The sequence below is a fragment of the Parabacteroides johnsonii DSM 18315 genome (assembly GCF_025151045.1).
In the GTDB taxonomy this organism is placed as follows: Bacteria; Bacteroidota; Bacteroidia; order Bacteroidales; family Tannerellaceae; genus Parabacteroides; species Parabacteroides johnsonii.
Genome location: NZ_CP102285.1, coordinates 2,265,940 through 2,288,710, shown reverse-complemented (window position 1 = coordinate 2,288,710; position 22,771 = coordinate 2,265,940). Strand labels below are relative to the sequence as shown.

Annotated in this window: 23 protein-coding genes; 12 read left to right on the top strand and 11 right to left on the bottom strand. The window is 42.5% G+C overall.

The window, feature by feature from the left end; all coding sequences use genetic code 11:
- Window positions 1–4: 4 nt before the first annotated feature.
- From NQ564_RS09375 to NQ564_RS09355, 5 genes are read right to left on the bottom strand one after another with little or no spacing between them, the layout of a single operon-like run.
- Window positions 5–985, bottom strand: coding sequence for a glycosyltransferase family 2 protein (locus NQ564_RS09375; protein WP_008150472.1), 981 nt, complete (start codon window positions 983–985; stop codon window positions 5–7).
- 12 nt (window positions 986–997) lie between these two features.
- Complete coding sequence (locus tag NQ564_RS09370) at window positions 998–1,798, bottom strand: glycosyltransferase family 2 protein (RefSeq protein WP_008150471.1); 801 nt, start codon at window positions 1,796–1,798, stop codon at window positions 998–1,000.
- Complete coding sequence (locus NQ564_RS09365) at window positions 1,795–3,252, bottom strand: flippase (RefSeq protein WP_087375145.1); 1,458 nt, start codon at window positions 3,250–3,252, stop codon at window positions 1,795–1,797. Before NQ564_RS09365 ends, NQ564_RS09370 begins: the two co-directional genes overlap by 4 nt.
- A gap of 14 nt (window positions 3,253–3,266) precedes the next feature.
- Window positions 3,267–4,472, bottom strand: a complete 1,206-nt coding sequence (gene wecC / locus NQ564_RS09360) for a UDP-N-acetyl-D-mannosamine dehydrogenase (RefSeq protein WP_021861793.1) — start codon at window positions 4,470–4,472, stop codon at window positions 3,267–3,269.
- Between the two features lie 14 nt (window positions 4,473–4,486).
- Complete coding sequence (locus NQ564_RS09355) at window positions 4,487–5,623, bottom strand: MraY family glycosyltransferase (protein WP_008150466.1); 1,137 nt, start codon at window positions 5,621–5,623, stop codon at window positions 4,487–4,489.
- Window positions 5,624–6,567: 944 nt separating this feature from the next.
- On the opposite strand from NQ564_RS09355, the gene NQ564_RS09350 reads away from it, so the two are divergent.
- A complete protein-coding gene (locus NQ564_RS09350; protein WP_129650054.1) occupies window positions 6,568–7,563 on the top strand; it encodes an IS110 family RNA-guided transposase in 996 nt (331 codons plus the stop codon).
- Between the two features lie 173 nt (window positions 7,564–7,736).
- On the opposite strand, the gene NQ564_RS09345 is transcribed toward NQ564_RS09350, so the two are convergent.
- The 4 genes from NQ564_RS09345 to NQ564_RS09330 all read right to left on the bottom strand — a co-directional run bounded on the left by NQ564_RS09345 (window position 7,737) and on the right by NQ564_RS09330 (window position 11,240).
- Entirely contained in the window at window positions 7,737–8,900 is a 1,164-nt protein-coding gene (locus NQ564_RS09345; RefSeq protein WP_008150464.1) for an acyltransferase family protein, read from the bottom strand.
- Between the two features lie 81 nt (window positions 8,901–8,981).
- The gene (locus tag NQ564_RS09340) at window positions 8,982–9,545 is read right to left on the bottom strand and encodes a Crp/Fnr family transcriptional regulator (RefSeq protein ID WP_008150462.1); all 564 of its coding nucleotides are present in this window, start codon (window positions 9,543–9,545) and stop codon (window positions 8,982–8,984) included.
- 125 nt (window positions 9,546–9,670) lie between these two features.
- Window positions 9,671–10,768 carry a phosphotransferase enzyme family protein gene (locus NQ564_RS09335; RefSeq protein ID WP_008150460.1) on the bottom strand — a complete coding sequence of 366 codons (1,098 nt, stop codon included), beginning with the start codon at window positions 10,766–10,768 and terminating at the stop codon, window positions 9,671–9,673.
- A gap of 217 nt (window positions 10,769–10,985) precedes the next feature.
- Entirely contained in the window at window positions 10,986–11,240 is a 255-nt protein-coding gene (locus tag NQ564_RS09330) for a type B 50S ribosomal protein L31 (RefSeq protein ID WP_008150452.1), read from the bottom strand.
- Between the two features lie 228 nt (window positions 11,241–11,468).
- Here NQ564_RS09330 and NQ564_RS09325 point away from each other — a divergent pair, with 228 nt between their 5' ends.
- Both NQ564_RS09325 and NQ564_RS09320 read left to right on the top strand, forming a co-directional pair.
- Window positions 11,469–12,467 (top strand): class II fructose-bisphosphate aldolase, encoded by a 999-nt coding sequence (locus NQ564_RS09325; protein ID WP_008155377.1) that lies wholly within the window; start codon window positions 11,469–11,471, stop codon window positions 12,465–12,467.
- Between the two features lie 98 nt (window positions 12,468–12,565).
- The gene (locus NQ564_RS09320) at window positions 12,566–13,186 is read left to right on the top strand and encodes a DUF4923 family protein (protein WP_008155379.1); all 621 of its coding nucleotides are present in this window, start codon (window positions 12,566–12,568) and stop codon (window positions 13,184–13,186) included.
- A 91-nt stretch (window positions 13,187–13,277) separates the two neighbouring features.
- On the opposite strand, the gene NQ564_RS09315 is transcribed toward NQ564_RS09320, so the two are convergent.
- Together NQ564_RS09315 and NQ564_RS09310 are read right to left on the bottom strand one after the other, a co-directional pair.
- On the bottom strand, window positions 13,278–15,404 hold the full coding sequence (locus NQ564_RS09315; RefSeq protein WP_008150447.1) for an HRDC domain-containing protein: 2,127 nt from the start codon (window positions 15,402–15,404) through the stop codon (window positions 13,278–13,280).
- A gap of 237 nt (window positions 15,405–15,641) precedes the next feature.
- Window positions 15,642–17,240, bottom strand: a complete 1,599-nt coding sequence (locus NQ564_RS09310) for an aspartate:alanine exchanger family transporter (protein WP_008150445.1) — start codon at window positions 17,238–17,240, stop codon at window positions 15,642–15,644.
- 127 nt (window positions 17,241–17,367) lie between these two features.
- Here NQ564_RS09310 and truA point away from each other — a divergent pair, with 127 nt between their 5' ends.
- From truA to NQ564_RS09265, 9 genes are all read left to right on the top strand, one after another.
- Window positions 17,368–18,117 carry a tRNA pseudouridine(38-40) synthase TruA gene (truA, locus tag NQ564_RS09305; RefSeq protein WP_039848265.1) on the top strand — a complete coding sequence of 250 codons (750 nt, stop codon included), beginning with the start codon at window positions 17,368–17,370 and terminating at the stop codon, window positions 18,115–18,117.
- A 27-nt stretch (window positions 18,118–18,144) separates the two neighbouring features.
- Window positions 18,145–19,041, top strand: coding sequence for a DMT family transporter (locus NQ564_RS09300; RefSeq protein ID WP_008150442.1), 897 nt, complete (start codon window positions 18,145–18,147; stop codon window positions 19,039–19,041).
- Window positions 19,042–19,085: 44 nt separating this feature from the next.
- A complete protein-coding gene (locus NQ564_RS09295; RefSeq protein WP_021861762.1) occupies window positions 19,086–19,718 on the top strand; it encodes a DUF3256 family protein in 633 nt (210 codons plus the stop codon).
- Window positions 19,719–19,747: 29 nt separating this feature from the next.
- A complete protein-coding gene (locus NQ564_RS09290; RefSeq protein ID WP_195485522.1) occupies window positions 19,748–19,936 on the top strand; it encodes a hypothetical protein in 189 nt (62 codons plus the stop codon).
- Window positions 19,937–20,024: 88 nt separating this feature from the next.
- Window positions 20,025–20,519 (top strand): RNA polymerase sigma factor, encoded by a 495-nt coding sequence (locus NQ564_RS09285; RefSeq protein WP_008150436.1) that lies wholly within the window; start codon window positions 20,025–20,027, stop codon window positions 20,517–20,519.
- A 10-nt stretch (window positions 20,520–20,529) separates the two neighbouring features.
- Window positions 20,530–21,078: a hypothetical protein gene (locus tag NQ564_RS09280; protein ID WP_008150434.1), complete on the top strand. Its 549-nt coding sequence runs from the start codon at window positions 20,530–20,532 to the stop codon at window positions 21,076–21,078.
- A 12-nt stretch (window positions 21,079–21,090) separates the two neighbouring features.
- Complete coding sequence (locus NQ564_RS09275) at window positions 21,091–21,555, top strand: hypothetical protein (protein WP_008150433.1); 465 nt, start codon at window positions 21,091–21,093, stop codon at window positions 21,553–21,555.
- A gap of 20 nt (window positions 21,556–21,575) precedes the next feature.
- Window positions 21,576–22,487, top strand: a complete 912-nt coding sequence (locus tag NQ564_RS09270; protein ID WP_008150431.1) for a porin family protein — start codon at window positions 21,576–21,578, stop codon at window positions 22,485–22,487.
- Window positions 22,488–22,573: 86 nt separating this feature from the next.
- The gene (locus NQ564_RS09265) at window positions 22,574–22,762 is read left to right on the top strand and encodes a hypothetical protein (RefSeq protein WP_005647798.1); all 189 of its coding nucleotides are present in this window, start codon (window positions 22,574–22,576) and stop codon (window positions 22,760–22,762) included.
- The last annotated feature ends 9 nt before the right edge of the window (window positions 22,763–22,771 follow it).

Here is a 22,771-nt window from a genome sequence, read left to right as displayed (position 1 = left end):
CTAATTAAAGTAATTTGTAGTATAGTTTTTTGAGATGTGAATACCACTTTGGATAGATTTTTATTTTTTGTAATAATAGATAGTGTATGGAAAAAATGAAATTTGTATTATTATATACAGATGTAAGACTGTAAATAGTTTTGTCTAATGATGTGATAGATAGTATATCACTGAATTTGTATCCTATTTCCATTAAATATCGAATTCTGTAAAGATGATATTTTGTGATATATTTGGGGTTAACATTTTTTTCTGTGAGATATTGGTAGCACCAGTCATTAGAGAAGATGATATTTTTTAATATACGGTTGGAAATTTTGGGATATGAATTGGATTCCTTGTTTAAATAATAACAATAACATGAATGATGAGTGAAACTTGATTTTTTTGCATAGGATATTAATTGGATAAATAACATTCTGTCTTCTGCATTTGTTATACCTGAATATGAAACTATTGGATGATTTTTAAATAAGTTTGTAGAATAAATATTTCCCCATAATGTATAAGGAATTTTTTGCTCTAAAAATAGATTTTGTATTTCCTCTGAAGAACTATTTGTTGGTATATAACGTATAATATTTTTTTGAGACATATTATTGTTGATAATTGTATATCCACCAAATACAATATCTGATTTGTCTGTGATGATTGTGTCGTAGAGGATCTGAAAGGCATTTTGAGGGAAATAGTCATCTGCATCACTGAAAATAATGTATTTACCTTTAGCTTTGATATAGCCACTTTCCCTTGCAGACATTGTCCCTTCATTTTTTTCTTTGTTAATGATTATTATTCGGTCATCTTTTAGAATGTATTGTTTTACTATTTCGAAAGATTTATCTTGACTTGCATCATTGACTATAATTACTTCAAAATTTTTGAATGTCTGTTTAATGATTGACTCCAAACATCTTGAAATCCATTTTTCTGCATTATAAACAGGTATGATAACACTTATTTCAGGTTTAGTATTTCTGTTCATTTGAATAGTTTATTATTTCTGTATACGTTTAAAATTCCATCTTTTTATTTTTAGAATTAATTCTTTTGGTAGTAAATATTCAACTGTCTTTTTTAGATAGTGATAAATTATAAATTTGAAATATTTTATTTTCCATTCTATTGTTTGCTCGCGTTCGGATATAATCCCGAACTCTTTCTCTCTTGTAATCCTGTTAGAAGAGGAAACTCCTTCTCGAGCATCAAAAATTGCGATTGTACTTGGAACATATTGAAGTATTTTCCCTTCTTTTAGACAAAAAAGAAAAAAGTCATAATCAGCACAAATTTTATATTTTGTATTAAATTCCCGTTTCTTAAGTAAGTAAGTCCTTACAAATGAAGATTGGTGGCAGAAAATCATACTTTCTTTTAAATATGTAAGAGATGCTGGCTTTCTTATATATTTTCCAAATGTGTAAATAAATTCTGTATCACCATAAATGATATCAGTACTTGGTTTCGGAGCTGGTATAAACAGTGAACTTAAAATATTTTGGTCATAAAACCTATCTCCAGCATTCATAAAATTTATCCAATCACCGGTTGACTGTCGAATTCCTTTGTTCATCGCATCATATATGCCTTCGTCTGGTTCGCTAATCCAATATGTGATTTTATTTTGATATTTTTTTATAATATCTATCGTTCCATCATTGCTATTGCCATCAATAACAATGTATTCAATATTGGGATATGTTTGATCAATAATACTTTTTATTGTCATTTCTAAATCATCTTTACAGTTATATACAACTGTTATAATGGAGATTAAAGGATATCTATTTGGATTCATCTTTTTATTAATCTTAAGATTTGATATATGAATGGATCTTTAACTATTAGTAAATAGGAAATGTATATAATAGAACAGATAGTAATGCTTATAAGAATAAATGGAATGTTTTGTAAGTGTGTATAAGATAGTCCAGTTAATACAATTGTAATTAATAGACTTGCTATTATATATTGTGTGTTTTGTCTATTTATGAGTTTGAATGGGAGGTATTTATGTCCTAATCCAATCATCAATACAAATACAATTAATTCAGCAATAGATGTTGTAATTGCAGCTCCATATTGTGACATGTGAGGGATTAGTATCCAATTTAAAGAAAAATTGGTGGCTGCTCCGATTGCTGTTGCAATGATTACAATTATCTCTTTACCTTGAGGGTAGAGAATCTGTATGCCGATGACATTGGATAAGCTAATAATGAATATAATAGGAGAAATTAATTGTAATGTTAATATAGATGGTTCAAATCCTTCTCCACAAAACAGTTCAATAATAGGTCTTGCCATGAAAAGCAGTCCAATAAACATTGGCAGACTAAGTCCAATAGCAAAACTTATCGTTTTATTGGCTAATTTAGTGAATTCCTTTTTTTCTCCGGTAATTATCAGATTTGAAAATCTAGGTAATAAGACGCTTCCCATAGATGCGACTATTGCTAAAACAGCTCTGGTTAATCGTGTTGCTGCAGTATAATATCCAACTGCTTCTTGATCTTTTAGAAAACCGAGCATAACAGAATCTAAATTGACGTAAATACTTATAATTAAGTTTAATATAAAAATTTGTAAAGCAGGTTTTAAATGTCTAGAAAGTGATAATCTTTTAAACTCAATCTTGTGAATCTTGATATATTTTCTAAGTCTGATAAAGTTGAAAATATTACTACCGCTATTGGCAATAACAGTTATAAGTGCATAGATAAATAAATCATTTTTATCTTTTACAAATACAAAAAGGGCAATTAAAGATAATATCCGAATAACCAATGTTCGGATTGTAATATACTTAAAATCTTCTATTGCTTGATAAAACCATACGACTCCAACTGTATTGAAACAAATATTGATACTTAATAATAAAAAGAGGGGAATGTCAACTTTTATTATTGAAATAGTACTGGCTAAAATAAAAACAATAATATATCCACCAAGGGTTAGTAATCCATGTAGAAGTAAGATTTCAATAGTTGTTATACTATATTTTTTTTCATCATCACGAATACGTGCTATCTCTCTTATTGCATAAAGAGGAATTCCTAAAGAACAACAAAGGATAATATAGTCAATTATTGATTGAAAAAATTGGAATTTTCCAATTCCTTCAGCTAATAGAATACGTGACAAATAGGGAAATGTTATCAATGGAAATAGAAGGCCACTTAATGTATTAATTAGATTAAACGCATAATTTCTTCTTATTGAACTGTTTCCAAAAGTGTTGTTTGATGCCATTTTATGATGATACTTTATTTCTTAAACACCCCGCAAAAATCCAATATCACTTTTTCTTCGTTGTGAGGTAATGTTTTGAATTCTTTGTGGGAGACGAGGAAGGCGACGATGTCGGCGCGGGTGTAGGCGGATTTGTAGTCGGTCAGTTTGAAGACTGGATGTTCGTGAACGTTGGGTTCGACGATCAGGATGTCGGTATCGGCTGAACGTTGGAGAACTTTCGAGGTGATGTATTTGGCTGGTGATTCGCGCAAGTCGTCGATATCAGGCTTAAAGGAAAGGCCCATCAGAGCTACTACTGGTTTACGATGATGCTCAAGGAAGAAGCGGAGGATGGCGTTTTCGATTTTTTCGGCGCACCAGAATGCTTTGTAATTATTGATTTCGCGTGCTTTCGAGATAAGTTGCGACTCGTAGGGAAATTCGGATGTCAGGAAATAAGGATCTACGGCGATGCAATGTCCTCCCACGCCTGAACCTGGTTGCAGAATGTTGACACGCGGATGTTTGTTGGCGAGTTCGATCAGTTCCCAAACGTTGATACCTGCCTTGTCGCAGATCAGTGACAGTTCGTTGGCGAAAGCTATTTGGACGTCACGTGACGAATTTTCCGTCAGTTTGCACATCTCCGCTGTCCGGGCGTTTGTCCGGTGGAGTGTCCCTCTGACAAAGTGGCGATAGAATTGTATCGCCTTTTCAGTTGATTCGGAGTTGATTCCTCCGATGACCCGGTCGTTCTGCATCAGTTCGTAGATGACATTGCCTGGTAAAACGCGCTCCGGACAATAAGCGATATATATTTTTCCTTCCAGTTCCGGACGCAAAGCGTAGAGCAGATTTGCCATCTTTTCGGTGGTCCCGACAGGTGAAGTCGATTCGATGACGAAAAGATCCCCTTTCTTAAGAAAAGGTGCGACCATACGTGTAGCGGCTTCGACATATGAAATGTCCGGTTCATGATTTCCTTTGAACGGAGTTGGTACGACGATCAGGTATACATCGCTTTCTTCCGGAACATCTGATGCTTTCAGCTTACCGGATTCCACGACTTCCGAACACAACTCCTGTAATCCAGGTTCCACAATATGGATAACACCTCGGTTTGTCATTTCCACTACTTTCGGATTTACGTCGACCCCGATAACTTGAATGCCGCTTCCGGCTGCGATAATAGCTGTAGGCAGGCCGATATAGCCCAATCCCATAAAACATGCTTTCATTATTTGTATTTTTTCTAAATTCGTTTGACCCATTCTTTTCCGTTTAAAAATTCTTTTTTGTTTCTGGCCTTTTCAAACCAAATGCTTAATACTACCCAGATCACGATGTCGCCGGCAAATACGATATTGATATTCACGAACGACACGAGCAAGATATTGAGGCTACTGAATAGACTGGCGATTACGACGATACTGATCATCGCCTTGTGTGCGCTCATTCCCATATCGAGGAACTTATGGTGGATGTGATTACGGTCCGGTTTGAATAGTGGCCGATGGCTGCGTGCCCGTACGATCATCACACGCACAACGTCGAACATTGGTACGATCAGTGTCGAGAAGGCGACCACGATGGCACCGGCGGAATAGTGTGCAACATCCGGATTGTAAGACGCATAGCGGATGGCAAGGAATACCAGAATATAGCCCAATGTCAGACTCCCCGTGTCACCCATGAATATTTTCCTCCCGTGATCAGCCTGTCCGAAGACGTTGTAATAGAAGAAAGGCACCAGCACTCCAAGAGTCGCGAATGACAGCAGGGCGTATATCCACATTCCGTTAATCAAGAATAGACTGCCAAGCACGAGTAATGCCGAGCCAGTTAGCCCTGAAGCCAATCCGTCGATTCCGTCGATCAGGTTGATGGCATTGGTGATAAATACAATTACGAGGATAGTAAGCGGAATACCGATCCATGATGCCAGTTCGTGTATTCCGAATAACCCGTAGAGATTGTTGATCCATAGTCCTGACAACGGCAGGAGCAAGGCTGCCACAATCTGCACCATGAACTTCTTTGTATAACGCATTCCCACCAGATCGTCTTTCAACCCGGCAAGGTAGAGTAAGATCACTCCGCAAACCAACAGGTAGAATTCCGAAAGGGTATGTGTGAGCAACCATAGCGGTATTTGCTGTCCGTACATGTATCCCGCGCAATAGAGTGCGGAAACAAACGAGAGGGAGAACAGAATTGACGGAGCGAAAGACAATCCCCCCAGTCTTGGGATGGCTCCTTTATGTACCTTCCGACTGTCCGGAATGTCGAAAAGCCGCTTTTTCAGCGCGACGACCAAAATCCTCGGAATAATGATCATCGACATCAGGGCAGAGATCGTGAAGGCCAATAAAATCAATAGGTATATCATATAACAAATTTCGGTTTATATGTGACAAAGTTCGTCAGTCACATAGATATGTTCTGGCGATTGTCCACTATTCTTATAGTTTGAGAAGTAACAAGAGGCAGGAATAAAACGTTTTGTCTTTTGATTGTAATTGTGGTATTTTAGAAACCGTTTCCTAAAAATAATGGAGAAAGTACGGAGGGATGAGATTTGTATAAAAGGAAAAGAACAAGAGGTATGGGTTATGATTCAACCTATGCCCGCAAGTCATTGCCTAAGCAGAATGCATTATAGTATGTTAATAAGGAAAAGAATATTTAGCGAGTGCTAAAATGCTGTTTTCGGCAGTGGTGAAAGAGCATTATATGGCCTTCTATCGCCTCTGTGTGTGAAGGTCGGTATTCAATGAAGCATTCTTTCGCATGAACCATCTGTCTGGCAGTTATCCGACTTCTTTTTCATGCCAGTCCATTTTTAATTTCATGCCAGTCTATTCGCAAATGGATGCCAGTGCATATAAAACTCCATGCATGTTACTTAGTGGATGGAGTTTGTCGGCTTGCATTTGTCCTGTAATCATAACCGGAGACATCGGTTTGACGCATTGGAGGATGTGTCGAATTGACATTACCGGACGCGGATGACGTAGAATACGCAGACAGACGCAGATTTATTTTGTTGATAATTAATATATCTGCGTTCGTCTGCGTTGTCTGCGTCCCATGAATACCGATATTTGACACATTTACATTTGCAGTATTAAATATCACAATAAAATATAAGTGTATATTTGAAAAGAAGAGTTGCAGTGAACTAACTTTGACACTAGTCTTAAATGACTATAGGCTGAATCAGACTGCAACTCTCTTAATAGGAGAACCTAGCCAGTTAGAATTGTAGGTTCACGACCTAATAAATGTATTAGCTGTTTCTCCTTCATGTTTAATACTGTAAAATACAAAATTATGAATTATTCTCATTTTGTAGGTCTTGATGTAGGAAAAAAAACTTTCGATGCATCATTAATGTCTGCGGCCGAAAAAGAGTTGTCTCACAAGTCTTTTGATAACACTCCAGAAGGGATCCAATCTTTATTGGATTGGATAGCAGGTTATCATCTCTCTTTATCCAAACTCTTGTTCTGTGCTGAAAACATGGGAAGCTATGTCACAGAGTTATCTGTTTCCAGTGTCTCCATGGGATTTTCCCTGGCTTTGGTTTGCCCGTTGACCATCAAGAAGTCCATGGGCCTACAACGAGGCAAAAATGACCGCATTGACGCCAAAAGGATAGCGAACTATGCGGTATTACATTATCGAAAACTAGAGTTATACAAATTACCTAACAAAGACTTGGTGAGACTGCGGGGATGGATTATTATACGTGACAATTTGGTCAAGCAAAAAGTATCAAGCATAAAGTTATTGGAAACATTCTCCCAGATGGCTAAGTTGGCTGATGTGACAGAATCCATTTCTTTTTTGGAAGAGCAGCTCAAGTCGATAAAAGAAAAGATCCTGGAAGTGGAAGAAGATATGGAGCAACTAATAGCCGCCAGTACATCGCTTTACACAAACTACTTGCTATTAAGAAGTATAAAAGGAATAGGAATTATCAATGCCATTGTATTACTGTGTGTTACTGACAATTTTCAAAGATTTGACACCCCGAGGAAATTTGCCTGCTATTGTGGGGTTGCCCCATTTGAACATACTTCAGGTATTTCCATACGGGGAAAAACGCAGACTTCTTCATTGGCTAACAAAGAAGTAAAAGTATACCTTACCCGAGCAGCTATTACTGCCATATCTTGGGATCCGCAGATGAAAGCATATTATAAAAGGAAAATAGCGGAGGGGAAACATAAAGCATCTGTAATCAATGCAGTAAGAGCCAAAATCATAGCAAGATCTTTTGCTGTGATACGAAGGCAGACTCCATTTGTAGCATTAGCCGTATAATAAAAAAGGTCCTTAACTTCGAAAACATCTTAGGTTTAGGAAGTAGCTATACACTTCTGAAGAGTTGTTATGTCTATATACGAACTTACCCAAGGATACGTTAATGTTCGTAAACTTGGGTAAGATTTGAGAGATATTGTTTGGAAAGGACTTAGAATTCACCCTCAGGAAATTTATTTTTTTCTCAAGAACTTTTTGCCTAACCACTTTCTTACCGGTTCGTCATAAAGTTTCAGGCAGAGGTAAGCCAAAGCGATACTGCCGGCGTAGACCACTATTGCCATAGGCCAGATTTCTGCGAAGGTATAGAGTTCGTTGTCGATCAGCCAAGCATAGAATAGGTACATAATCGGGTAGTGGACGGCGTAGAGCGGATAGGATATGTCGCCTAAGAATTTACATATCTGTGTCGAACGTTTGTCCGTAGTCTTGCCGGAGGCACCGAGCCAGACAAGGACGGGAAAAATGAAGATGATACAAACTGCTTCGAATAGCCCGTTGAGACTGATAGGTGCTGCATCTGCCTTTATGTAAGGCACACAGAAGAGGATCAGCAGAACGATCGAACAAATCCAGAAAGCCCCTTTCATTTGGAACGGTTTGAAGTTGCGGGATAATAACATTCCTAACGAGAAGGGAAAGAGCATACGCAAGGAACCTCCGAGGAAATTCACGCCGTCAAGTGTCCAGCCCACACCGATCATGTCATATCCCGAAACATCGAATAGCGTGAATCCGGCCAGTCCTACTCCTAAAAGGACGACGAGTATGGTCAGGACTTTAGTGGAAAGGCGGTGAATGAAAACAGCGTAAAGGATGTTGCCGATATATTCGAAAAAGAGCGACCAGCTTGGACCGTTGAGCGGGAACATCTCGCCATTGCCGCGTACTTCATATCTCGCACCGGGCAGGGCGGGAATGAAAAACATCGCACAGAGTGTGGATAGCATCACTGCTGAGATTGCCACATGTTTACCGTCCCATTGGACACTGCCTTGTATGAGGAAAGCGATCGTTCCCAATATCACTCCCATGATAATCATCGGATGGAGGCGGATTAGGCGGCGTTTGAAAAAGTTACCGGTAGTCATGGTCTTTCCCAAACGGTCGTCATAGGCGTAACCGATCACGAAACCTGAAAGGATGAAGAAAAAATCGACGGCCAGGTAGCCGTGATTGATCGTTGTGATAGGAGTTCCTCCGGCAGCAAACGAAAGGCCTTCGAATATGTGATAAAAGACAACCAGCAAGGCTGCCACCCCTCGCAATCCGTCAAGGAGTTCGTAATGGGGTTTGGTATCCGCAAATGCGGCTGAAGAGATTGTTGTGTCTGACATTGATATTGAATTAGATATTTGTAATATGCGACAAAAGTATTCGTTTTTTGAGGTAAAAAATTTGTCCTATGTCAAATTCGGCTATCCGTTTGCCCGGAGCCGGCTGAGTGTGGAAAGTCTGATACCCAGATAGGACGCGATATATCCTAAGTTTACTCGCCGGTATGCGTCCGGAAACTGTTCCTTGAACGCCTCATATCGCTCCCTCGCCGACAAGGTCAAATGGTCTTTGTGGCTGCGATGTAAACGCCTGTATTCGTTTTGATGGATGATTCTTCCCCAGTTGCACAGTTCGATGTTTGTCTCGAAAAGATGTGTCAGAGTGGCCAGCGGTATCCGATAGGCTTCTACCTCTTCCAGGGTTTCGACGAATTCTTCGCTTATCTTTCCATAATACAGTTCATCCATACTGAACACAATGCTTCCTTCTCCGGCAAATGATGTCGTAACCTCTTCGCCGTCTACCAGCCAGAAGGAACGCGTTATTCCCTTCTCGATGAAAAAGGCAGATTTGCAATAGGTGTCTGCTTTTATCAACTGATACTTTTTAGGAAAGTGGCAGCAGGTCACGTTCTCTTTCAATACTTGAACGGTATCATCAGAGATAGGAAACAAGGAGTTTATTTTATTTAATATATTTGTCATGATGTTACTTTGGCATTGTCTGTCAATCACAAAGATACGAAAAACCGGTAAAAGACAATTGGCAACCGGGCAGTAATTATCTTACCGTCTGATTGCCAACCGCCAATTGAGTTATTGCAATGTTTTTATAGCCATTCGCTCATGAACGCATCCATTTCGTCAGCGTGTGCTTCGAGACTTTGGAGCAGTTTGAACTGAGCCTTTGTGCGGATCAGGTTATGCTTCGGGCTGTGTATCTTGTAGTATGTGTCACCGTTGATGTAGTCGGTCAGGAAACGGACTGTCTGCATGTAGGTCAGCAAACGACCGCCGTACGGGAGCAGCTTGATTTCTGTCGGAGTCAGGAAAGACTTGGCTTTCTCCATATAACCGCGTGTGTAAGCTTTGAAGATATCCATGTTGACATTGACATTATCCAGATTCTCGTCATCTTCGGCACCGGTATTGGCTCCTGTGCGGATGAAATCACCGATATCTGACAGGACGAAACCCGGCATGACAGTGTCGAGGTCAATCACGCATAAGACCTTGTCGGTTTCGGCATCGAACATCATATTGTTGACCTTCGTGTCGCAATGGTTTGTGCGTTTTTTCAGTTTGCCTTCACGATAGAGGCGTTCCTGGATACACATGGCTTCGGCGCGTTTTTCGATTTCCTCGATCAAATCTTTCACTTCGTCCAGACGGCCGGCGACGTTGCTCTTTACTGCATCGTGGAACTGCTCCAGACGGAATTCCATGTTATGGAAGTTCGGGATGGTTTCACCCAGCGTGCCTTCCGGAATGTCGGCCAGCATGGATTGGAAATCGCCGAAAGCCTTGCCAGCTTCGTAGGAAAGTTCCGGGTTAACCTCTTCGTAGCTCTTGCTGTTCGGGATGAACAGACAAACACGCCAATAGCTGTCTCCGTCGAAATAATACAGTTTGTTATCTTTTGTCGGAAGGAAAGTCAAGACTTTGCGGTCGATGTCGCTTTCACCTTTTTCTTCCAGTTTCTTACGGATATGAGAAGTAACTATCTGGATATTGTTCTGCAACATATCCACATTTGTAAAGATCAGGTGGTTGATGCGTTGCAGCACGTATTTGATTTCACCTTTTTCGTTTGTTACTTTCAGCGTATCGTTAATGTGTCCGTTTCCGAATGGTTCGGCGGAAACTACTTTCTCTGTGAGCTGGAACTGGTCCAGGATGTTTAGTAATTGTTCTTTCGTTTTTGCCATGGCATTATTTAATTGATAATTGATAATTGACGATTGACAATGAAATAAGGGTATGGATTCACTCCAATCATCAGTTACGTACAAAAGTAAGAATATCTTTGTAAATAAAAAACGGAAGTTGCTTTCTTTATGGATGTCTCCTAATAAAATAGGAAAAGGCCGTCCTTTTCAGAACAGCCTTTCTCTATTTTTTATCTAAACAGATTGTCAATCGGTTTTATTTTTTGTTACGGTTACCGTAGCGGCTCATGAACTTATCAACACGTCCGGCAGTATCGACCAATTTAGCCTTACCTGTGTAGAACGGGTGAGAAGTGCTTGAGATTTCGACCTTTACCAGCGGATAAGTAACACCGTCGATCTCGATCGTTTCTTTTGCATTGATAGTAGAACGAGTGATAAATACGTCCTCGTTTGACATGTCCTTGAATACTACAGGACGATAGTTGTCAGGATGAATTCCTTTTTTCATTGCTTTGTTATCTTATTTTTAATTTATATTCTCTTATACTTGAGTTTGGTAACCGGTATTTTGGGTTGCAAAGGTATGGATTTGGGTTGAACAAACAAAGAATTTTGCACTATTTTTTCAATCTGATCTACTTTTGTGTTATTTTATATGCTTAAAAGCATAATGTTACCGGATAGTTATTATCTTTGTGGAAGATTTCTAATCATTAACGTAATAACATATATAACAATGGTAAATTACAAAGATTTAGGTTTGGTGAACACAAAAGAAATGTTCGCAAAAGCCATCAAAGGCGGATACGCAATTCCGGCTTTCAACTTTAACAACATGGAACAGATGCAGGCTATTATTAAGGCTGCTGTTGAAACAAAGTCTCCGGTAATCCTGCAGGTATCTAAAGGTGCTCGTCAATATGCAAATGCTACTCTGTTGCGCTACATGGCTCAGGGAGCTGTCGAATATGCTAAGGAATTAGGTTGTCCGAATCCTCAGATCGTACTGCACCTGGATCACGGCGATACGTTCGAAACTTGTAAAAGCTGTATCGACTCAGGTTTCTCTTCTGTCATGATCGACGGTTCTCATCTTCCATATGAAGAAAACGTGGCTTTGACTAAGAAAGTGGTTGAATATGCTCACCAGTTTGATGTGACTGTAGAAGGTGAATTAGGTGTATTGGCAGGTGTTGAAGACGAAGTTTCTTCTGATCACCACACTTATACAAACCCTGAAGAAGTAATCGATTTCGCTACTCGCACAGGCTGTGATTCTTTGGCTATCTCAATCGGTACTTCTCACGGTGCTTATAAATTTACTCCGGAACAGTGCACTATCGACCCGGTAACAGGTAAGATGGTTCCTCCTCCATTGGCATTCGATGTTTTGGACGCCGTAATGGAAAAACTTCCGGGATTCCCTATCGTTCTTCACGGTTCTTCTTCTGTTCCTCAGGACGAAGTTGAAACGATCAACAAATTCGGTGGTGCATTGAAAGCTGCTATCGGTATTCCTGAAGAATGGTTGCGTAAAGCTGCTACATCTTCTGTTTGTAAGATCAATATCGACTCTGACTCTCGTTTGGCCATGACTGCTGCGATCCGTCAGACATTTGCAGAAAAACCGGCTGAATTTGACCCGCGTAAGTATCTGGGCCCGGCTCGTGATAATATGGAAAAGCTGTACAAGCACAAAATTATCAATGTACTTGGTTCTAATGATAAACTCTAATCTCTGTTTACAGAACGAGGTATAGGAAGGGGTACCTGTCGGTACCCCTTTTTATTTGTATCTTTGTAACGTATAAACATGAGTAAGAATAGATGAAAATGAGAAAGAATTGGATTTTGGGGGTTGCCGTTTGTGGCATATTGTCCGTGTCGGATTCGGTGTATGGACAATCAATTAAAGACATTTTGAATTCTGCTGCCGTAAAAGACGCTGTAACAGCCGTGACCGGAGGAAAAAAGCTGACGGTGGAAAATCTGGCCGGTACATGGACGTATGTGAATCCTGCCATTCAGTTGGAAGGCGATAATGCTTTGAAGAATGTGGCGGCAAGTGTGGCCTCTTCGGAGATGGAAAAGAAGCTGAAGGATTATTGTGCGAAAGTAGGAATCATTGAAGGAGCATTCAATTATACGTTTAATACCGACAGCACGTTCACCAGTGTCCTGAAAGGTCGAACATTGAAAGGTACTTATTCTTTTAATGCGGACGATAAGACGATGGAACTGCACTATGGTAAGATTGGAAAATCGAAGTTGACGACGATGACGGCTCATGTCGTTGTTACCAATGACCAACTCTCTTTGCTCTTCAATGCCGATAAATTACTGGACTTTCTGACGAAGTTGTCTGCTGTCTCCAAAAGCACGACCTTGCAAACACTCAATAAGCTGGCGAGCCAGTATGACGGGATGATGATGGGCTTCGAGTTGAAAAAATAAACAATGTGCCAATTTGATAATGTGCTAATATGCCAATGAGAGAATGCTCATATCACATCATTGGCACATTGGCATATAGTGTGTCGGCACATTATTGCCCTTTCCTGTATTCGTCTACGATTTCCAGTAGCTTTGCACCATAGTTTTCTACGATCTTTTTCCCGATACCTGGGATTTTGAGGAGATCGCGTCCGCTGACGGGTAAGGTGTTGGCCACACCGATCAGAGCCTTTTGTTGCAGGATGGTATAAGTAGGAAGTCCTTTTTCGGTTGCCACTTCATAGCGCCAGTGTTTCAGGTTGGCATATAGTTCCGGATGTTTGATGTCTGTCGATATTTCCAGTTTGGCCGGCTCTGATGATTTTTCGGAACGTTTGCGTGCGGTCGGAGCAGACGGTTGTTCGATGCTTGCTTTGGCTTTAGCCGACAAATAGCTGGAAATCGTGAATCCCTCTTGACAGCCCTGCAGGGTTGACAGTTTGATACGAAGGTCTTCGTTCCACTTGTCCAACGCATTCTTGACTGTTTTGCGCGTTTCTTTATTGTCGATTTCCACATCCGACGCTTCCTGCAATGGGCTGCAAAGGCGGTCTATTTGCTCCAGAAAATAAGCTACGCCTTTTCGGACACGTTCCTGGATTGTTTCGTCTTTCAGGTAATTGGTATTGCCTGCTATCAACCGTTTCAATTGCTGGATGAATCGTTCTCCGACATCTGTGACTGTGGAACGGAATGCGTCGCGAGTGTTGGAATACTGCACGCTCAGTTCCGGATATAGTTTTTGCAGGTTCCCGTACACGACAAAGGCGGCATATTGTATGCGCTGCTGGAGATTATTGAAGTCGAACAGTTCACATATCAGTTCCGTGAAATAGAGCTGCTGTGCGGCCTGCATCTGCTCTTCGCGCGGTTGTCGGCTGTCGACCGATGAAGTGAATTCCTGTATTCGGTAATCATTGATCATGGCGTTGCGGGTGATCTGGCTGCTCAGCACAAGGCCCTCTAATGTTTTGCAACGGCTGAGTGCGACATACACCTGTCCGTGCGAAAAAGCAGCCGAAGCGTCAATGATGGCATGTTCGAAAGTCAATCCCTGGCTCTTGTGGATGGTGATCGCCCAAGCGGTTTTCAGCGGATACTGGCTGAAGGTGCCGGAAATGGTTTCGGTGATTTCTTGTGTTTCGGGATCGATCGTATATTTTACATTGTTCCAGGTTTCCTTTTCAACGACGATCTCGTTTCCTTCACGGTCGACTACGGTTATCTTGTTGGAATTAATAAATACGATCTTTCCGATCTTCCCGTTATAGTACCGTTTTTCGGAAGACGAGTCGTTTTTGACGAACATGACTTGCGCGCCGCATTTCAAGATCAGCTTGTCGTCGGTCGGGTAAGAATATTCGGGGAAGTCGTTGTTGATCTCGGCCGAGAAGGCGTAAGGCTGGCCGGGAAGCTCCGCCAGTTTCCGGTTGTTGATCTGCTGTGCCTGGTAGTTATGCGTCGTGAGTGTGATATAGCCCGATTGTTCGTCCGGTCTGAAGTTGGGAATGTACCGCTGATTCAGTTGTTGCAAGGTCTCGTCGTCGAAGCGGTTCTCACGGATATTGTTCAGTAGGTTGATAAAATTCGTGTCGCTTTGGCGATAGACATGCGTTAGTTCAATACAGAAATAATTGCTTTCTGACAGCGCTTTGCTATCGAAAAAGAAGGTGGACGGATAGTGCTCTTTCAGTAGATTCCATTCATCGTCTTTGGCAACAGGTGCTAATTGTTGCAAGTCTCCGATGAGCAATAACTGGACACCTCCGAAAGGTTTACTATGATCTTTATAACGACGCAGAACGTCGCTGATAGCGTCCAGCAAGTCTGCACGTACCATACTGACTTCATCGATCACCAATAGGTCCATGCTGCGGATGATATTGATTTTATCCTTGCGGAATTGGTTTTTGAAATCTGTTTTTCCTCCCCGATATTCCGGTGAAGACGGAATATAAGGGCCAAACGGCAATTGGAAAAAGGAATGGATAGTGACGCCTCCTGCATTGATTGCTGCTACTCCGGTTGGCGCAACAACGATCATTCTTTTAGGCGAAACCTCTTTGAGCCTTTTTAAAAAGGTCGTTTTTCCCGTTCCGGCTTTTCCTGTCAGAAAGAGGTTGGTTCCGGTGTTCTGCAGTAAGTTGAAGGCGAGGTCAAACTGTTGGTTTGTTTGCATGGCGAATTTGTAATATTGTTAATCCTTACAAAATTAGGGAAAATAATTAGAATCTTCAATACATAAAAGGGAAAACGTTCGTTTTGTGCGGTGAAAAGGACTGGCGACTGAATATTTTCAGTTTATCCATTTAGGTGAAAATTTATTTTCTCTGGCATGAAAATTTATTTCCACCGGCATGAAAATAAATTTTCATGGTATGGAAACCTTTTTTTCATGCCGGAGAAACGTTGCTTTTTATGCAACCAAAGCTGCGATGAACTGGATAAAGAGAATCAGGAATACCATCGCGATTGGATAGACCGTCGCATAGGCGATGCTGGGAGCGGAACTGTCGCTCATCGAGTCGGCGGCGGCAAGTCCCGGCGTACTGGTCATTCCTCCTGCAATCGTCCCGATCAGGTCCAGAATATGGATCTTGAATACGAAATAGCCGAACAGGACAGCCACGATCATCGGTACCATTGTGATCGCCATACCGATTCCGAACAGTGTCCAGCCGCTTTCCTGGAATGTTGATACCAGGTTGACTCCGGCGGATGTTCCGACCTCGGCGAGGAACAGAAGTAGGCCGATCTGGCGAAGCAACTGGTTGGCGGAACCTGACATAGACCAGATGATCGGTCCCGTCTTGCCGATTGCGCTCAGGATAAGTGCGACAATCAGGATGCCACCTGTCAGTCCGGGCGAGAAAGAGAAGGAATCCGAAAACGAAATGTTCAGCTTCCCGAACAATACCCCAAGGACAATACCGGCAGCAATCGGGAAAAAGTCCGTGTCGGAAAGTTTCTTTTCGTCATTCCCGAATACCTGTCCCAATTCCTTTATGTCTTCTTTTTCTCCGGCGACCATCAGTTTGTCACCGAATTTCAGCAACAATTCCGGTTCAGGCGGAAGGTCGATACCACTTCGGCGTACGCGGGTGACGGTGCAGTTGAACGTGCGTTGCAAGTTTAGGTATCCTAAACTTTTATTGATGACGTTCTTGTTCGTTACTAACAGGGATTGTAATTCTTGCGTACTGCCGAAGGGAAGATCGTTTTCTACACGTTCTCCGACAAGAAGTGCCAGTTGTTCCAAAGACTTGTCGTTGCCGACAGCCTTGATCATATCCCCTTCATGCAGGATGGTTTGCGCTACCGGTATGCTTGTCCGGTCTTTATGTTTTACACGGGAAATAACGGCGCCTGTCATAGAACGGAGTTGTAACTGGGCCAGTGTTTTTCCGAATATATTGGCATGGGTGATGCGGAAAGTCGCTGTGTGCAATGGGGGATATTTCCCTTTCCGTTGTGCTTCGAGTGCTTTGGCCTCGGCGACAAGGTCCTTGCGTAGCAATTTCGGCAGTAATTTTATGAAAAGTATTACACCGATCACTCCGAACGGATAGGCGATACCGTAGGCGATGGAAGCGGAGGAAGAGTGCGTGCTGTCGATCGCGACGGCAAGACCCGGTGTACTGGTTAGCGCCCCGGCGATCAGTCCCACGAGGCTAGGTGTATCGATTCCGACAACATATTTAAGTATCAAACCGGTAAGGCTGGCGGAGCCGACGATCAGGAGCGTCAGTATGATCAGTGTTTTCCCTTTCGAACGGAAGGAGTCGAAGAATCCCGGACCCGCTTGTATGCCGATGGTGAAAATAAACAATACCAAACCGAAATTTCCCAGTTCCTTAGGAATGATTACCCCGAAATGCCCAAACAGGAGAGCGATAAAGATAACGGCTGATACATCAAGAGAAAGGCCTTTGATCTGTATTCTGCCTAACATGAACCCTAAGGCGATAATCAGGAACAAGGCAAAATAAGACGATTGAAGCAATGTTTCAAACATGTCAAATAGTTTTGTTGTGAAGATTTATGTTTGCAAAATTACACTTTTCTGTCCGCATAGGCAATCCCTTGGCAAGAATTCTGTTACCTTTGCATCCGAATTTAAACAGAAGCAAGGACATCCGGACGTGAACAGATACTTTATATATTTAGGTTATAACGGCAAAAAGTTTTGTGGCTGGCAAATACAGCCGAATGGAATCACAGTGCAGCAATCTATCGAAGAGGCCTTGGCAACCTTATTGCGCCAGCCGGTCCCCATTGTGGGAGCGGGGCGGACGGATGCCGGCGTACATGCCCGCCTGATGGTGGCTCATTTCGATTGGAAAGAACCGATTGACGACCTCGTTTTTCTGGTGGAGAAGTTGAACCGTTTGCTTCCCAAAGATATCGCGGTCTACCGTATCGTACCTGTTCGTACCGATGCGCATGCTCGGTTCGATGCCACTTCGCGTACTTATAAATATTATATCACGACACGAAAAGATCCGTTCAACTATGAACTGGTCTATAAAATTCCGGGAAAACTCGACTTCGAGGCAATGAACAAGGCTTGCCCGGTTCTGTTCGATTATATAGATTTCACCAGTTTCAGCAAGCTGCACACGGACGTGAAGACGAACAACTGTCGTATCTATAAGGCCGGTTGGGAAAAGGATGGCGATGTATGGTTTTTTACCATACAAGCGGACCGTTTCCTGCGTAATATGGTACGTGCTATTGTCGGTACTTTACTCGAAGTAGGTAGAGGAAAACTGACGGTCGATGGCTTCCGCCAGGTGATCGAGGCCAAAGATCGTGGCCGTGCCGGAACATCCGCTCCCGGACATGCCCTCTATCTGGTCGATGTCACTTATCCCGAAAGTATTTTCCTTTAATTTTTTAATTCTTAATTTTAAATTTCCATGTGGATTGGATTAGCTTTCATCTCCGCCTTTCTTTTAGGGTGTTATGAAGTAAACAAAAAGATTTCGCTGGATGGCAATGCCGTTATTCCGGTTTTGTTTTTCAATACATTGATAAGCAGTCTTATCTTCGTTCCTTTCATTTTTCTTTCGTTTTTTACGGATATGCTTGACGGGACGATGTTGTATGTGCCGCGTGTCTCCTTTGAGACGCATGTGGCAGTGTTTATCAAGGCAGTGATCGTCTTGTCGTCGTGGATATTCGGTTACTTTGCCCTGAAACATTTGCCGCTGACCATTACCGGACCTATTAAGGCGACCCAACCGGTCGTGACACTGGTGGGTGCCATGCTTGTCTTTGGAGAACGGCTGAATCTGTATCAGTGGATCGGGGTGATCCTTTCCATTGCCTCTTTCTATCTTCTTTCCTCATCCGGAAAAAAAGAGGGAATCCGTTTCACACATAATAAATGGATCTTCTTTACCGTCTTGTCTATCCTTACCGGAGCGGCGAGCGGCTTGTATGACAAACATCTGATGGGGAGTTTGGATGTGATGACGGTGCAGGTCTGGTTTAATGTCTATCAGTGCCTGATGATGTTACCGATCCTTCTGTTCCTTTGGTATCCGCGCCGGAAAAGCACGACGCCTTTTGTTTGGCACTGGAATATTATCTTTATATCCGTCTTCCTTTGCGTGGCGGACTGGATTTACTTTTATGCCCTGACTTTTCCCGGTTCGATGATCTCTATCGTCTCGATGGTCCGTCGTAGCAATGTCTTGGTGACCTTCCTTGCCGGTGCTTTGTTCTTCCATGAAAAGAACCTGAAAAGTAAGGCAATCGATCTGTTTTTAGTATTATTAGGAATGATATTCCTGTATCTCGGTACGCGCTAAGGCATATTCTATTACTTTTGTAGAGGAAAATTGTAATTTAAGATATGAAACGATTATTTCTTTCTATATTGCTTTGTGTATTTGTGTGTGGGATGAAGGCGCAGGACATGGATGCGGTTTTTGTCGCCATGCCTGACCAATATGTTCCTCAGCTGGAAAATGCCTGGCGTAAGGATTTGATAGATTTATATAATTCAGGGAAGGAAGCGAAGCTGAAAAACACCATGAACGGTTTTTCCACCCTGAAGAAGCTGACGGATGACTACCTGTTGTTGCAGGTGACGGAGCGTAGCACGGTAGAGATGAAGCTATTGCCGCTGGTCAACGATACCTATGTCGTTTGTATGATTACGACCGTATACGGTCCCGTTCCCGACAGTCAGGTCGAGTTTTTCACGACAGACTGGAAGCCGTTGAACCCCGCCGATCTGTATACTCCGGTTTCGGCAGAATGGTTTATTAAAGACGATGCCGATAAGAACCGTACCGCCTTTAGCGAAGCAACCGCCCGTTTGGACATGGACTTACGGAAATATTCGCTCAGCCCTGATGATCAGACGTTGACGGTCGAGTATACGACTCCCCAATATCTGACGAAAGCCGAACGCAAGCAGGTGGAACCTTTCCTGAAGAGCACTCCAAAGGTTTATACCTGGGAAAAGTTCCACTTCAAATAAGGGAGTTTATTGTAAAAAATGATTCATGAGTGAATACGGCAACCCGGAGCAACGAAGACGGTCGTCACGGCGATAAAGACCGTCTTCACGGAAAAGAAGTGCCGGAACCTCTTGGAATATCCGCCAATTGTAAGCCAAATACTTTTACCGTAATCCCGTATCCTTCCAAATATTCGATTCTCCGGGAGTTCATTTTTATCTTTCCTGCTGATTTTTGAGCCTATCAATTTCATTTTTCCGGCCTTTTTTATTTTTCCCGGTTTTCTTATGTTATGTTTTTGTTTCTTTGTCGTCATAATAGTAGAAATGGAACTCGAAACGTTTAAAATAACCGTGCTGCCGCTCCGGGAGAAGTTGATTAATATTTCCTGGCGGATGATGGAGGACAGGTCGGATGCAGAAGATATCGTGCAGGAGACTTTTCTGAAATTGTGGCAGATTCGCGAGAAGTTGGACGGCTATAACAGTGTCGAGGCGCTGGCTGTACAAGTGGCTAAGAACCTGGCGCTGGACAAGCTGAAACAGCACCGGCCGGAAGGGATGGATATCGCCTTGCTTTCGCTCGATTCGGGAACAAGAAACCCGGCGGAAGAACTGGAACAGCACGATACGGTGGCCCGTATCCGCTGGCTGATAAGCAAGCTGCCCTCGCTTCAACAAACCATTATCCGGATGAAAGACGTTGAGGGGTATGAGTTGGCGGAAATAGCGGAGATAACAGGAACCCAGGTCGAAGCGGTCCGGGTGAACCTTTCGAGAGCTCGAAAAAAGATACGGGAATGGTTGATGAAGGATTTATAATTTATGATTTATGGAAAAGAGGAATCTACATATGATGGAAGAGTTGCTGGAACGATATTTCGAAGGTGAGACTTCTGCTGCGGAAGAAAAGTTGATCCGTGCCTTTTTCGCTTCGGGAGAAGTGCCGGAGCATTTGGCCGCCTATATCCCTCTGTTTGCTTATTTCGATGAAGAAATAGAACGTAACGCGGAAGTACAAGATGGCAAAACGGATTCGAATCCCGAACCGGTATCCGTTCCGCTACGCCCAGAGAATAGGAAACGCTCTGCCCTTTACATCCTTTCCGGCGTGGCAGCCTGCGTGTTGGCTCTGTTGAGTCTTACCCGTTTGCTGTATCCTGCCGATCCCTGTTTCTGTTCCGATAACTATGTCGTGATAAACGGCCGTTGCTATACCGACATCCATAAAGTCCGTTCACTGGCGATTGAAGCGTTGCAGGAGGTGGCCACTTCTGCCAATGACTACTTCCCGGAGATGGATAAAGAGGAGGAGGCAGACCGCCAAATAATAGATAATCAATTAAAAGAATTAGGTAGCCTTTTTAGTGAGGACGAATAAAAGAGTATTAAGATGAAACAATTGAGATATACATTATTAATAATGTTGGTAGCCTTGGTGTTGTTGCCGACCGGTGTGGGAGCTGCCGAAACGCAAAAAGATTTGAAGATACAGGATGTCTTTACCCGTTACGGGAAAAAGAAGAATGTCACTATGGTGGAGCTTTCCAATGAAATGTTGGAAACATACGGTATGACACGCTACAAGAGCATTACGATCAAGAATGATCCGGAAGCTCTTCGTTTTACCCGACAATGCCTCGAAACCGATCAACGGGGAGCACGCAAGATCAAGGAAGTGACGGACGACGGGGGAGTGGTTTCCGCTTATTACCAGCTTCCGGGTAAGGAATCCGATGTGAACCGTTTTGTCTTGTTCAAAGTCAACTCCAAAGGGACGATCACGCTGGTTTACATCGAAGGCGAGTTGGACAGTGACGACCTGATCACCCTTTTATTTACCAAAAAAGATTTATAAACTGATAAACAAGAAAAGAGATGAAAAGATTTTTACTAATCATAGCCGCATGCTTTCCTGCTATCGGATTGCTGGCTGCAGATGTCGAACCGATGTCGACCGATACGGTTATTCGGTTGGAAAACAAACGTATCGTAGTGAAGGACAACGGTGAACGGATGAAGGTGAAGGTGTATGAACTGACCGAAGAAGGCGATTCTATAGACAGTGAAATGATTTTTGAGGGACATTACCGGGACGGACAGAGTTACGAGCGACGCAAGCATATCAAGTCGATCAACATCCCGATCCCTTCTTGGGACAAAGACTTCGATCCGCACTGGGCCGGCTTCGGCATGGGGTTTGCCAACCTTTCAGGTAGTGAAGGGGTTAATGATGTGGATGGTGTTTCGCTCCGTAGTGGTAGTTCGTTGGAGTATAATTTGAATTTTATGGAGTTCAGTTTCCCTTTCTCCCGTCATAGATGGGCGGTTGTGACCGGTGCCGGTATGCGCTGGAGTCGTTATCGGTTGGATATGAATGCACATTTCCAGGAGGTGGACGGTGTGACGCAGTTGATTCCTGCTCCCGATGGTATCGTCTATAATGCCAGTAAATTGAATATCACCAGCCTGACGATTCCGGTCCTGCTTGAATGGCAGTCGCCGAAGCATCGTCGCAAATCTCCGCGTTTCTTTGTCTCTGGTGGTGTCGTAGGTGTGATCAAAACTATTTCTTCTTCCAAAATCGTCTATCATGATGCGGATGGTGAAAAACGTAAGAAGAAGATGGACCGGGGCATGAACCTTCGTCCGGTAACCATGGATTTTCTTTTTCAGGCAGGTGTCGGTTGTATCGGTTTCTATGCCAAATATTCTCCTTTCGGTTTGTTTGAAAAAGATAAAGGTCCGAAAGTTCACCCTGTTTCGCTGGGATTACAACTGCATATATGAAAAGAAAGACTTGGCGTGTTCGGATTCAACAATTTAGGCTTCCTGCTTGTTCTATCTCCATATTAACAAATAAAACACAGATAATTATGGCTGGAATAATGAACACTTTGTGGGACGAAAGTTCCGAATTGGAGGATGAAATCCTTACTCCGCGTCCGGTTTTGTCCGATGATTACACGACTCATGATGTGACAAAATTGGATGAAACGATTGAAGATGCAGACGAAAATGACAAGATTATCGAAGAGTCATTGAAAACGTCTCAGGATAAGTAATTTGCTCCC